Raw genomic sequence first — 12,825 nt, forward strand, 5'->3', positions numbered from 1 at the left:
CAGAAGCAGCAGGTGGGCAAGTCGCTCGAAAGACACACAGGTCAGTCATGAGTCGGGCCACACCCGCCGCCTCTGTCACCAGCCCATCATCTTTGGACCGGCCCATCCACCCTCACAGTCATGAGTGCGGGGGCGGATGGGGTGGGTGGGGCCAGAGGGGCGGATGGGATCAGCTGAGGCCCGCGTCCTGGGCGGCGATCGCGGCCTGGGTGCGTGAGCGCAGGCCCAGCTTGGCCAGGATCCGGGAGACGTGTGTCTTCGTCGTCCCCTCGGAGATCACCAGCTCCGCCGCGAGTTCCGCATTGGACAGTCCTCTCCCGAGCCCGGCGAGGACGTCGGCCTCCCGGGCGGTGAGCAGTTCGAGCCCCGGCACCGACGACGGGCGGGGCTCCCCGGCGTAGCGGCTGATCACCCGGCGGGTCACCTCCGGGGCCAGGACGCCGTCCCCGCGGGCCACCGCGCGCACCCCCTCGGTGAGCCGGGGCGCGTCGACCGACTTGAGCAGGAACCCGGCCGCCCCCGCGGCCAGCGCACCGTCGACGAGCTCGTCGAGGTCGAACGTGGTCAGCACGAGGACCTGGGCCGAGCCCTCGGCCAGGATCCGCCGGGTCGCCTCGATGCCGTCGATCCCGGGCATGCGGATGTCCATCAGCACGACGTCCGGACGGTGCTCGGCCGCCGCGCGCACCGCGGACAGCCCGTCCCCGGCCTCGGCCACGACCTCGATGTCGGGCACCGAGGAGAGGATCATGACGAGGCCGGTGCGGACGGCCTCCTGGTCGTCGGCGACCACGACGCGGATGTTCATCGCAGGCATCCTTCGCCGGTCGGGAGCTCGGCCCGGACCAGCCAGCCGTCGTGGTCCGGGCCGGCCCGCAGGGTCCCGCCGACGGCGCGGGTCCGCTCGCGCAGGCCGTCCAGCCCGGTGCCGCCGTGCAGCCCCGGCCCCGCGGTCGCGGTCCGGCCGGGGCCGTTGCGGACCTCGATGACCAGAACGTCCGAGTGGCACGTCCCGTGTCCGGAGGAGGCGTCGCGGGTCACGTCGTGTGCCACTCGGCCGGGAGTCGCTGCGGCCCGTACCGCCAGGCGCACGTCCACGTCCGCCCGGGGCGCGTGCTTGGCGGCGTTGGTCAGCGACTCCTGCACGACCCGGTACCCGACCAGTTCCACCGGTGCGGGGATCGCGGCGTCCGGCGGGCGCTCGTCGTCGAACCGGACGGCCAGACCCGCCTGCCGGGCGCCGATCACCAGGTCGCCCAGCTCGGCGAGCCGGGCCGGCGCCTCCGGCGGGTCCTCGGGTCCGCCGTTGCGGAGCAGCCCGATCATGGTCCGCATCTCGCCCAGTGCGGTGACCCCGGACCCGCGGACGGTACCCAGCACGCGCCGGACGAGTTCCGGATCGGCGCCGGGCTGCAGGGCGGCCTCCGACTGCAGCGCGATCGCCGACAACCGCCCCGCCACGACGTCGTGCAGGTCCCGGGCCATCCGCGCCCGCTCCGCCGCGATCGCCGCGTCGCGCTCCCGGGCCGCCGCCTGCTCGGCCTCCGCGGCGCGAGCCCGCTCGGCCTCGGCCAGCTCGCGGTAGCGGCGCACCTCCAGGCCCCAGACCAGCGGGATCGCGACCAGCAGCAACAGGTTGATCAGGCTGAGCAGCGCGAACCGGCCACCGGCCGTGACGAGCACCGACAGCGCGATCGCGGCCACCGCCGCGGCCACGACGCCGGAGACGCGCCACGCCGTCCGTCGCGGGGTGTGGAGCACGGCGCAGTAGAGGAGATCGGCGAAGGCCAGCACGTTCCCGAGCTCGGACCGGTCGAGCAGGAGCAGCCCGGTGACCAGCGTCGCCGTGGCGACGACGAGCCCGGTGACCGGGGCGGTCCGGCGCAGCAGCACCGCGGCGCACCCCACGACGAGTACGACGACGGTCGCGACCGACGGGCCGGTGTCCGGGTGCTCCCAGTTGATCCGGACCTCCGGGACCACACGGACGACGAGCAGCCCGCAGACGAGGTAGGTCATCGCGATCCCGGCGTCCTGGACCGCGAACCGCACGCGCGGGGAACGCCGTTCCAGGTGACGGATCACCCCGCCATCCCAGCACGGCGCGGACGCCGCCGCGTCGGTCGAAGGAGGTACCCCCGGATCGGTCGCCCGCCGGACGCCCGATCCGTCCGGCCCGGGCATGATCGACCGGCATGGGCAATGCGCTGCGGGCCGAGCCGCTGCCGGTCATCGATCGGAGCCGCCGAGCCCGGTCCCGGCTCGTGACGGGGTGGGCGACCGTGTTCCCGGGCGCCGGCGACCGGGAGGCCGCACGTGGCCGGTGATCGCCTCGCCGCCCCGGACGTCCTGCGCGGCATCGCGATCGCCGGGACGTTCGCCACCAACGTCTGGGTGTTCGCCGACCCGCGCGGCCCCGGCGCGGTGCTCGGCGGGTTCGCCGGCGGCTGGTGGGTCGACGACGTCCTGCTGGCCCTGTCCAACGGGAAGTTCCTGGCCCTGCTCACCCTGCTCTTCGGGATCGGGATGGAGCTGCAGTACCGGTCCGCGGTGCGGCGCGGGATGCGCTGGCCCGGCCGCTACCTCGCGCGGGCCGCGATCCTGTTCACCGAGGGGCTGCTGCACTACGTCCTGATCTTCGAGTTCGACGTCCTGATGGGCTACGCGATCGCGTCGGTCCTGGTGGCGTGGCTGGTCGGGCGGTCCCGCGCGGTGCGGATCACGGCGGGCGTGCTCGCCGGCGGCTTCGTGGTCCTGCTGGTCGGCGCGGTGACCGCCGTGCTCGTGCTGACCGCGGACCTGTCGGCGGACGACGAGCCGCCGTACCCGCCGACCTGGACGGGCCAGGTGTGGGTCCGGCTCACCGAGCCGCTGCTGTACCGGGCCGAGCTGCTGTTCATCGTGCCGTCGGCGGTGGTGCTGTTCCTGGCCGGTTCCGCGCTGCTGCGGGCCGGGCTGTTCGACGACGACGGCGCCGGTACCCGGATCCGCCGCCGGCTGGTGGTGGTCGGGGGTCTCGGCGTCGTGCTGAACGTGGTCACCGTGCTCGCCGGCCCGGAGTGGCTGTTCGTCGAGCGCTACCTGGTGGCGCCGCTGGTCGCGGCCGGCCTGCTGGGGCTGGTGCCGGCGGTGCTGCTGCGGGTGCGCGGCCCGGCCGGACGGGCGCGGCGCGGGCGCGGCGCCGACGGCTCGTTCACAGGCTCACTCACCGCCATCGGCCGGACGGCGATGACCTGCTACGTCGGGCAGAACGTCGTCGCCGGGGTGCTGTTCCACCCCTGGGGGTTCGGCCTGGCCTCCGCGCTCGCGACGGTCCACGCCCCGGCCCGCACCGCGGCGATCGCCGGGGTCTGGGCGGCGGTGCTGCTGCTCTCGGCGCTCGGCGCGACCGCCTGGCTGCGCCGCCACGACCGCGGGCCCCTCGAGGCGGTGACGCACGCCCTGCTGCGCCGGCGAGCCTCGCCGGTGACCGGGTGACGACCGGCCCCCGTTCAGAGGTCGAGAACCAGCCACCCGCCGTGGTGCTCGGTCACGGTGAACCGCCGGCCGGTGCGCTCGCCGACCCGGTGCAGGACTCCCGCGTCGAAGGTCCGGACGTGGCCCCAGGCCGGGTTCGGCTCGTCCTCGAACGGCACGGCGACGACCGCCCGCCGCCGGGCCAGCCGCAGCATCTCCGCGACGACCTCGTCGCCCTCGGGCTCGGGCAGGTGCTCGATGAGGTGCACCGCGAACACGGTGTCCGCGCACCCGTCCGGCAACGCGACGGCGCGGGCGTCGGCGACGTGCGTCTCCAGGTCCGCGCCGAGCTGCGGCGCCACCCGGGTCAGCAGGTCGACGGTGCCGCCGGTGAGGTCGGTGGCGGTGACCCGGTGCCCGTCCCGGGCGAGCTGCAGGGACAGGAACCCGAAGCAGCAGCCCAGCTCCAGCACGTCGTCGCCGACGACCAGCGACCGGGCGCGGGCGTGCACCGGGGCCATCTCGGCGTTGGTGCCGCCCGGCTCGGGCTCGCCGGCCAGCGCGTCGAGGGTGTTCCGGTAGAACGCGAGCCACGCGTCGTCCGGGGACTCGGGATCCTTCGCCGCGCTCGCGACGCAGGCGACGAACGCCTCCTCGAACCGGTCCGCCGGGAGCAGCCCGGGCGCGACGAGCGTGCGGTCCAGCCAGCCGGCGAGATCGTTGCTGAGGCGGTCGGTCCCGATCATCGGCCGATCAGCTCCCCGGCCATCTCGTTGGTCGTCGTCTCCAGCCCGGACAGGTCGCGCACCACCCGGACCCGGTCGCAGTACTCGGCGTAGGCCGGCAGGTCGCAGCGACCCAGGCCCCACGAGTAGCGCGGCTCGGGGGTCAGCCAGATCGTCTCCCGGGCCCGGCGGGTGATCTCGACGAACGCCTCCATGTTCGGGTCGTTTCCGTTCCCGCGCCCGTCGCCGAGGACCAGCACGGTGGTCCGCCGGGTGACCGCCGAGCCGTGGTCCTCCAGGAACTGCCCGAACGCCAGCCCGTAGTTCGAGTTCGCGTCGACGTCGAGCTGGTCCCCGCCGAAGATCAGCCCGAGCGCGTGCTCGACGGGGTGGTCGGCGAACAGGTCGGTGACCTCGGCCAGGTCCGCGACGAACGCGAACGAGCGGACCTGCCCGAACAGGTCCTGCAGGCCGTGCACCAGGTGCAGGGTGAACCGGGCGGTCGCGCGCACCGACAGCGACACGTCGGCCAGCACCACCAGCCGGGGCTTGTCCTCCTGGCGCTGCACGGTCACCGGGGTGAACGGGACGCCGTCGTAGCGCATGTTCCTGCGCATGGTCCGGGCCGAGTCGATGCGCCCGCGCGGGGACACCCGCCGGCGGTGCGTCAGGGCCCCGTGCAGCGACTTGGCGAGCCGGCGCAGCGACTCCTCGAGCTGCATCCGCTCGGCCTCCGAGGCCCGGTCGACCTCGGCGACCCGCTCGGCGTCGTCGTGTCCCTCGACGATCCGCTGCTCGATCTCGAGCAGCTTCTCCAGGTGCGCCTTGAGCAGCTCGGGCAGGTTGTCCAGCACCCCGGTGAGCCGCCGCCGCAGCGCCGCCGCGTCGTCCTCGGTGCCCTTCTCGGCCTCGGAGAGCGTGTCCTCCTCCGAGTTGAGCCAGCCCAGCAGCGCGTCCTGCTGGGCCACCGACAGGTCGGCGTCGACCTGGGTGCCCTGCTGCTGGGAGATGTCACCCGGCAGCCCGCCGCCGGAGAACCGGTCGGTCTCGATCTGCACCCGCTGCCCTTCTGAGACGTCCTCCGCCTGCTCCTTGGAGAGCACGATCTCATCGGTCATCGACGCCAGATCGATCTTGTTGGCCTCCTGGTGCAGGTTGTACTGCTCGGCCAGGTCCTCGGGGTCGAAGTAGTCCCGGATGTCGACCGGCGCGCCGTGGTCGTGGCCCTCCTGCGGCTTCTCCGACGGCTCCTCGGACAGCGTGAAGTTCTGCAGCGGGGTGTCGTCGGACATGTCGCCGTGCCCGTGCCCGTGGCCGTGCCCGGTCTCCGCCTCCCCGACCCGGACCAGCGAGAAGAACAGGTCGAAGACCTCGTCGAAGGTCGCCTCGTCGCGCCGGTCCTTGATCAGCGCGACCCTCAGCGCCGCTTTGAGCACCGCCTTGTCGGCGAGCACGCCGGGCTGGGCGGCGCAGGCCATCGCGTCGAGCGCCTCCGAGACCGAGATGCGTACCGACCGGATCCGCAGGAGCCGGACGAAGCGGTGGATGCTCGCTTCCACGCGTGCCCCCGGCTCAGATCGGGCGCTTGCGGGTGCCGCCGAACGACCGCGACCCCTGGCCCGGTGTCACCGTCCGGACCGGCGACGGCGGCGGGGCCGACCCGCCGGGCAGACCACCGTAGATGCCGCCGTGCCGTCCGGCCTGGTCCTTCGCGGCCCGCTTCGCGCGACCGTCGACGTCGCCGTCGTCCGCGTCGTCGGTGCGCACCGGGCGGGTCGCCGGCTCGTCGGCGGGGTGCGTGTGGTCGCCGTCGTGGCCATGACCGTGTCCGTGGCCGTGCCCATGACCGTGCCCGTGCTCGGTGACGACGGCGTTCGGGTCGACCAGGTTCGGGATCGCGTCGAGCGCCTTCTTGACGTCCTTGTCGTACTTGACCACGACCGAGACGGTGTCGGAGAGGATCTGCGAGTTCAGCTCGTCCACTCCGAGCACCGCGAGGGTGCGTGCCCAGTCGATCGTCTCCGAGATCGACGGGGCCTTGCGCAGCTCCAGCTCGCGCAGCCCGCGCACGACGTTGACGAGCTCCTCGGCCAGCTGGTCGGACAGCCCGGTCTTCTTCGAGCGCACGATCTCCAGCTCGCGCTGGGCCGACGGGTAGTCCAGGAACAGGTGCAGGCAGCGGCGCTTCAGCGCGGCGGCCAGGTCACGGGTGTTGTTCGAGGTCAGCAGCACGTAGGGCCGCTGGGTGGCGGTGAAGGTCCCGACTTCCGGGACCGAGATCTGGTACTCGCCGAGCGTCTCCAGCAGCACCGCCTCCAGGGCCTCGTCGGCCCGGTCGACCTCGTCGATCAGCAGCACGGTGGGCTGCTCGGACCGGATCGCCTCCAGCAGCGGGCGCGGGGCCAGGAACCGCTCGGAGAAGAACACGCTCTCCTGGGCACCGATCCGCTCGACGGCGGTGGCCAGGTCGGGGGCGTCCTCGACGACCTGCCCGATCTTCTCGCGCAGGATCTGGGTGTACATGAGCTGCTTGCCGTAGTCCCACTCGTACAGCGCCTTGGTCTCGTCCTGGCCCTCGTAGCACTGCAGGCGCAGCAGGCGGCGGCCGGTCGCCAGCGCGAGCATCTTCGCCAGCTCGGTCTTCCCGACTCCGGCCGGTCCCTCCAGCAGCAGCGGCTTGTCCAGCCGGGTGAGCAGGAAGACGGTGGTCGCCAGGCGGGTGTCGGCGATGTAGCCCTGCTCGCGCAGCGCCTCGATCACCTGGTCGACGGACTCGAACGGGCCACCCTCGCCGATCGCGGTGACCGCTTCGGATGCAGAGGGGACGACAGCCTCGGACACGCTCAGATCTCCTTCGCTGGACGCACCGGCTCTGGTGCGTCACGGGCACGCAGCCAGCGGGCCCACCCACCCGAGTATCCCCTCGGATGACTGGGCCCGCTGGTGCGAACGAGACGTACTGACTTCGACGATCAGGTCAGGAGATCGTCGAGATCGCCGTTGATGGAGTGCTCGACGACCGGGCGGACCGTCTCGAAGGTGCACTCCTTGGGGTTGCCCGGCGTGCAGGCGTCGCCCAGGACGTGGTTGGTGATCCGGTCGACGTCGGCCTCGTCACCGACGATGGTGCCGGCGTTCTCGTAGAACTTGGTCGGGCCGATGCCCAGCCGGTTCTTCGAGTACGAGTCCTTGGTGACGTCGGCGAACTTCTCCGGGATTCCCACGTCGCGCAGCAGCCGGATCGACGCGGCGAGCGCGGCGTCGGCGGCCTGCGGCTTGGTCATGCCGGCGGTGTCGATGCCCATCGCCTCGGCGATGTCGGCGAACCGCTCGTAGGCGACCGGCATGTTGAACGCCCACACCCGCGGCAGCGCGATGGCGTTGTTCAGCCCGTGGTGGGTGTCGTAGAACGCCGACACCGCGTGCGAGATCGAGTGGATGATCCCGAGGCCACCGGAGTTGAACGCCTGGGCGGCGATGTACTGCGCGTACATCATGCCCTCACGGCCGGGGAGGTCCTGGCCGTTCCACACCGCGGCGCGCAGGTGCTGGGACGTCAGCTTGATCGCGTGCAGCGCGTTGCCCAGCGAGGGCTGGAAGTTCAGCCGGGACACGTAGGGCTCGGAGGCGTGCGCGAGCACGTCGAAGCCGCACTGCGCGGTGTAGTCGATCGGGCAGTCGTAGTAGAGGACCGGGTCGTCGATCGCCAGGGTGGTGACCGAGGCGTCGTCGAACGCCACGTACTTGTGCGGGTTGTCCGGGTCGGTCGTGGTGTCGGTGATGACGTAGGCCCACGACGTCTCGGAGCCGGTACCGGCGGTGGTGGAGACGGCGATGTGCGGCGGGTTGGCCGGGTTCTCGGACTTGTTGAAGCCCTCGAACTCGTTGACGTTGCGGCCGTCGTGGGCGACCGAGACGCGGGCGCCCTTGCAGGCGTCGTGTGACGAGCCGCCGCCGATCGAGACGAAGGAGTCGCAGTTGTTCTGCTGGTAGAGGCCCACAGCGTCCATGACGTTGTAGTCCTTGGGGTTGGACTCGACCTTGTCGTACACGACGACCTCGAGGCCGTGGTACTTCATCGACTCGACGATCTTGTTGACGATGTCCGTGCCGCGCAGGCCGGACGTCATCACCAGGGTCTTCTTGAAGCCCAGCTTGAGGGCCTCCGGACCGATCAGCTCGTGCGAGCCGGGACCCAGCAGCGCCCGGGGGAACGGGTGGAACTCCTTGATGGGGAACGGCTTGAGCAGCTCGTCTACCTGCATGTCAGCCCTTTCTGAGGCAGGCGGATGGGTCGGTTCCGCACGCTAGGACTGCTGTGGCGCCAGGCACAGGGATGATCCCGATTACCCCTCGGAGGTCCGGGCAGGAGACCCCTCCGACCGGAGGGGGACAGGGTCAGGTCGGACCCCGATCGGGTGACCCGACAGGTTCTGCCAACATATGGCAACAAGCATCCAATGGCAAGCACGTGCCTGGCCGGTTCGCCGTACCTGATCTAGGGTCGGGTACGCCGACGGTTCGCGGCGGTCCCGACGGGGCCGGCGCGAGGCAAGAGGGAACCCGGTGTGAATCCGGGACTGCCCCGCAGCGGTGAGTGGGAACGACCGCCGTCAACAGCACTGGGAACGATCCCGGGAAGCGACGGCCAGTAGGCAGGCGGCTCCGCGAAGCGCCTGGGCCCGCGAGTCCGAAGACCTGCCGCCGGTGCGTGCACCGGCCGGTGCACGCGGGTCCGAGGCCTCGCGGGAGGGCCGTGCGGACGACCGGGCACCACCCCTGCCCGCCGGACGTCGTGTGTCCGGTGTGGACGGTGACAGCCCGGCCGTGCCGGTGCGCTCCTCGCGTGTGGCCGCGGACCACACACCGCGCTCGCGAGGAGAGAGCCGTGACGACTTCGTCCGTATCGAGTACCGGCAGCACCGTGCTGGGCTGGCCCCGGATCGGGCCGAACAGGGAGCTCAAGCGCGCCACCGAGGCGTTCTGGGCGGGCCGCAGCGACGCGTCGGCGTTGCACGCGACGGCGGCGGGCCTGCGCCGCGACACCTGGTCCGGGCTGCGCGACGCCGGCCTGGGGCAGGTCCCGGGCAACACGTTCTCGTTCTACGACCACGTGCTGGACACCGCGCTGGCGGTGAACGCGGTCCCGGAGCGGTTCGCCGGCATCGGCGACCCGCTGGAGCGGCTGTTCGCGATGGCCCGCGGCCGCCCCGGCGCCCCGGCCTGCGAGATGACCAAGTGGTTCGACACCAACTACCACTACCTGGTCCCCGAGGTCGGGCCGGCGACCCGGTTGGCCCCGGTCAGCCGTAAGGCGCTCGAGGAGTTCCGCGAGGCCCTGCGCTGCGGGTGACGACCCGGCCCGTGCTGGTCGGACCGGTGACCTTCCTGCTGCTGTCCAAGCCGGCCGGCGACGCCCCCGAGAGGTTCCGCCCGCTCGACCTGCTCGGCCCGCTCGTCGAGGTCTACCGGGACCTGCTGGCCGAGCTCGCCGACGCCGGCGCGGAGTGGGTCCAGCTCGACGAGCCCGCGTTCGCCGCCGACCGCACGTCCGAGGAGGTCGCGGCGTTGCGCAAGGCCTACGACCGGCTCGCCTCCGCCCCGCGCCGGCCGAAGATCCTGGTCGCGTCCTACTTCGGCGAGCTCGGCCGCGCGCTGCCGGCGCTGGCGTCGACCGCGGTCGAAGGACTCGCGCTGGACCTGGTCGCCGGCCGGTCCGATCTGGACGGGATCGACGGGGTGCAGGGGCTCGGCGGCAAGCTCGTGCTCGCCGGCGTCGTCGACGGCCGCAACGTGTGGCGCACCGACCTGGACGCCGCGCTGGTCACCGCGCTGCGGCTGGTCGGCGTCGCCGGCCGGGTGGAGGTCTCGACGTCCTGCTCGCTGCTGCACGTCCCCTACGACCTGTCGGCCGAGACCGCGCTGCCGGCCCGGGTGACCGACATGCTCGCGTTCGCGCGGCAGAAGGTCGACGAGGTGGTGCTGCTGGGCCGGGCACTGCACGAGGGACGCCCGGCGGTGTCGGCGGAGTTCGACGCGGCGGCGGGCACCCGCCGCCGGGTCGCAGAGACCACCCGCAGGAACGACGACGTACGTGCCCGGCTCGCCGAGCTCGGGACCGACCACTACCGCCGCGGGGTCGCCGACGTCCGGGCGAAGGCGCAGCGGGAGGCTCTCGGCCTCCCCGAGATCCCGACGACGACGATCGGGTCGTTCCCGCAGACCGCGCAGATCCGCAAGGACCGGGCGGCGCACCGCACCGGCACCATCACCGCCGACACCTACGCCGAGCGGATGCGGACCGAGATCGTCCGCGTGGTCCGGCTCCAGGAGGAGATCGGCCTCGACGTGCTGGTGCACGGCGAGCCCGAGCGCAACGACATGGTCCAGTACTTCGCCGAGCACCTGGACGGCTTCGCCACCACCGAGCACGGCTGGGTCCAGTCCTACGGTTCCCGCTGCGTGCGCCCGCCGATCCTGCACTCCGACGTGTCCCGGCCCGAGCCGATCACCGTCGGCTGGGCGGAGTTCGCGCAGTCGCTGTCGGACAAGCCGGTCAAGGGCATGCTCACCGGCCCGGTCACGATCCTGGCCTGGTCGTTCGTGCGTGACGACCAGCCACTCGGCGACACCGCCCGCCAGGTCGGGCTGGCGCTGCGCGACGAGGTCGTCGACCTGGAGGGGGCCGGGATCCGGATCGTGCAGGTGGACGAGCCCGCGCTGCGCGAGCTGCTGCCGTTGCACGAGCGGGACCGGAAGGCCTACCTGGACTGGGCGGTCGACGCGTTCCGGACGGCCACCGGCGGGGTCACCGACGCCACCCAGATCCACACCCACCTGTGCTACTCGGAGTTCGGTGAGGTCGTCGGCGCGATCGACGGGCTGGACGCCGACGTCACGACCGTCGAGGCGGCCCGTTCCCGGATGGAGGTGCTGGCCGACCTCGGTCCGGGCGTCCCGCGCGGGCTCGGGCCCGGTGTCTACGACGTGCACTCGCCGGAGGTGCCCGACGTCGACGAGCTGACCACCCAGCTGACCGCGGCGCTGGGGCACATCGGCTCCGACCGGCTCTGGGCGAACCCGGACTGCGGGCTCAAGACCCGGGGCGAGCCGGAGACGGTCGCGGCGCTGACCAATCTGGTCGCCGCCGCCCGCCGGGTGCGGTAGGCGGCTCCGCCGCCTGTGAGTACTTTTCGTGGCCCTGGCCACGAAAAGTACTCACAGGTGCGCAGCGCCTCACAGGAACCCGAACGTGTCCAGGAAGATGTAGATCCCCAGCGCGAGGATCGCGGCGCTGCTGAAGGCGAGCGCGACCGTGAACACGTGGTTGCTGCGGAACTCGGCGGGGACGTCGGTGTAGCGCAGCTTCCAGACCGCGATCACGATCGCGACCAGGAACAGCGCCGACGCCGTCCCGCCGATCTGCAGCATCAGCACCGGGGACTGGACCACCAGGTAGGACACCGCCCACAGCGACGGGACCAGCACCGACAGGATCCGGATGGCGCGGGCGCGCTGGCGGGCGTCGTGGAAGTCGATCAGCCCGATGATGCCGAGCACGTTCGACCACAGCCGGGGCACGCTCGCCCCGACCGCGAGCACCGTCGAGAGCAGGATGACCAGCGCGCCACCGACGAACATCAGCTCCGCCCACGGGCCGAGGGTGTCGGTGTACATCCGGGACAGCGTCGAGATGACCTCGTTCCCCTGCGGCACCAGGTCCTGCGGGTGCAGCACGGCCGCGCCGATCACGAAGAAGCTCAGGGTGCAGACCGTCGTCACCGCCCAGGAGACGAGGACGTCGAGGCGCATCACCGAGATCCAGCCGTGCGCGCGGGCCCGCCGTTCGGGACTGCCGTCGTCCTCGCCGGTCCAGCGGGCGTAGCCCTTCTCCAGGCACCAGTAGCTGTAGCTGGTCATCTCGTCCGCGCCGATGCCGGTGATCCCGAACATGGCGATCGCGATCCCCAGCAGGCCGACCGGCATCGTCAGGGTGAGCCCGGAGGCGATGTCGCCGAGCCCGTAGCCGAAGGGTGTGGTCGGGAGGATCACCGCGAGGAACACGGTGACGACGGTGAAGCCGAAGACCGCGTAGGTGGCGATCCGTTCGATCAGCGCGTAGCGGTTCGCGACCAGGACGGCGACGACGGCGGCGGTGAGCAGCACCGTCCACAGCACGAGCGAGGTGCGGCTCAGCGACTCGCCCCACAGCGGGAGCAGGATGCTGGCGGCCGCCGCGGCCCCGCCGATCAGGGCGCCGCGCTGCAGCAGCCGCGGGATGTCCGACATCACCCAGACCGCGATGATCCAGCCGACGCCGCGGCGCCGGGGCCCGATCCGGTTGTAACCCTCCATGGCGGTCCGGCCGGTGAGGATGGTCCAGGTCGCGAGCTCCAGCTGGACCCACACCTTGACCGTGGCGGCCAGGATCACCATCCACAGCAGGACGAACCCGGCCTGCGCGCCGAGCGTGGTGGTGAGGATCAGCTCGCCGGCGCCCACGACGCTGGCCGAGATCAGCATCCCGGGGCCGAGGTAGCGCAGCTTCCCGGCGAGGGTGCGCGGCGGATCCTGCACGTCCGCGGCGTCGAGTGTGTACGCGTCGGTGGACATCGGGTGCACCTCCTTGTGCGGTGGGCGGGGG

General features: G+C 72.3%; 8 protein-coding genes, 1 pseudogene and 1 riboswitch. Of the genes and pseudogenes, 2 read left to right on the plus strand and 7 right to left on the minus strand.

What is annotated here, in order from left to right; translation table 11 throughout:
- Positions 1 to 169: 169 nt before the first annotated feature.
- Entirely contained in the window at positions 170 to 808 is a 639-nt protein-coding gene (locus WIS52_RS07365) for a response regulator transcription factor (RefSeq protein WP_349297385.1), read from the minus strand.
- Positions 805 to 2,085 (minus strand): sensor histidine kinase, encoded by a 1,281-nt coding sequence (locus tag WIS52_RS07370; protein WP_349297386.1) that lies wholly within the window; start codon positions 2,083 to 2,085, stop codon positions 805 to 807. The genes WIS52_RS07365 and WIS52_RS07370 overlap by 4 nt, the downstream gene beginning before the upstream one ends.
- 231 nt (positions 2,086 to 2,316) lie before the next feature.
- Here WIS52_RS07370 and WIS52_RS07375 point away from each other — a divergent pair, with 231 nt between their 5' ends.
- Positions 2,317 to 3,477, plus strand: a complete 1,161-nt coding sequence (locus tag WIS52_RS07375) for a DUF418 domain-containing protein (RefSeq protein WP_349297387.1) — start codon at positions 2,317 to 2,319, stop codon at positions 3,475 to 3,477.
- Between the two features lie 14 nt (positions 3,478 to 3,491).
- On the opposite strand, the gene mftM is transcribed toward WIS52_RS07375, so the two are convergent.
- From mftM to mdo, 4 genes are all read right to left on the minus strand, one after another.
- Entirely contained in the window at positions 3,492 to 4,202 is a 711-nt protein-coding gene (mftM, locus tag WIS52_RS07380) for a mycofactocin oligosaccharide methyltransferase MftM (RefSeq protein WP_349297388.1), read from the minus strand.
- The gene (locus tag WIS52_RS07385; protein ID WP_349297389.1) at positions 4,199 to 5,740 is read right to left on the minus strand and encodes a VWA domain-containing protein; all 1,542 of its coding nucleotides are present in this window, start codon (positions 5,738 to 5,740) and stop codon (positions 4,199 to 4,201) included. The genes mftM and WIS52_RS07385 overlap by 4 nt, the downstream gene beginning before the upstream one ends.
- Before the next feature lie 13 nt (positions 5,741 to 5,753).
- Positions 5,754 to 7,022 carry an AAA family ATPase gene (locus tag WIS52_RS07390; RefSeq protein WP_349297390.1) on the minus strand — a complete coding sequence of 423 codons (1,269 nt, stop codon included), beginning with the start codon at positions 7,020 to 7,022 and terminating at the stop codon, positions 5,754 to 5,756.
- A 131-nt stretch (positions 7,023 to 7,153) separates the two neighbouring features.
- Positions 7,154 to 8,446: an NDMA-dependent methanol dehydrogenase gene (mdo, locus tag WIS52_RS07395; protein WP_349297391.1), complete on the minus strand. Its 1,293-nt coding sequence runs from the start codon at positions 8,444 to 8,446 to the stop codon at positions 7,154 to 7,156.
- A gap of 235 nt (positions 8,447 to 8,681) precedes the next feature.
- Positions 8,682 to 8,901, plus strand: a riboswitch (cobalamin riboswitch).
- A 168-nt stretch (positions 8,902 to 9,069) separates the two neighbouring features.
- Between mdo and metE the strand changes: the two are divergent.
- Positions 9,070 to 11,348: pseudogene (gene metE, locus WIS52_RS07400) on the plus strand (5-methyltetrahydropteroyltriglutamate--homocysteine S-methyltransferase).
- 69 nt (positions 11,349 to 11,417) lie between these two features.
- Here the strand turns inward: metE and WIS52_RS07405 are convergent.
- The gene (locus WIS52_RS07405) at positions 11,418 to 12,794 is read right to left on the minus strand and encodes an Nramp family divalent metal transporter (protein ID WP_349297392.1); all 1,377 of its coding nucleotides are present in this window, start codon (positions 12,792 to 12,794) and stop codon (positions 11,418 to 11,420) included.
- Between the last annotated feature and the right edge of the window lie 31 nt (positions 12,795 to 12,825).

Source organism: Pseudonocardia nematodicida, from assembly GCF_040105385.1.
Lineage (GTDB): Bacteria > Actinomycetota > Actinomycetes > Mycobacteriales > Pseudonocardiaceae > Pseudonocardia > Pseudonocardia nematodicida.

Bases quoted from the DNA above. Each gene is read 5' to 3' on its own strand.
- WIS52_RS07365 (WP_349297385.1), bottom strand. From the start codon at position 808: ATGAACATCCGCGTCGTGGTCGCCGACGACCAGGAGGCCGTCCGCACC.
- WIS52_RS07405 (WP_349297392.1), bottom strand. From the start codon at position 12,794: ATGTCCACCGACGCGTACACACTCGACGCCGCGGACGTGCAGGATCCG.
- mftM (WP_349297388.1), bottom strand. From the start codon at position 4,202: ATGATCGGGACCGACCGCCTCAGCAACGATCTCGCCGGCTGGCTGGAC.
- mdo (WP_349297391.1), bottom strand. From the start codon at position 8,446: ATGCAGGTAGACGAGCTGCTCAAGCCGTTCCCCATCAAGGAGTTCCAC.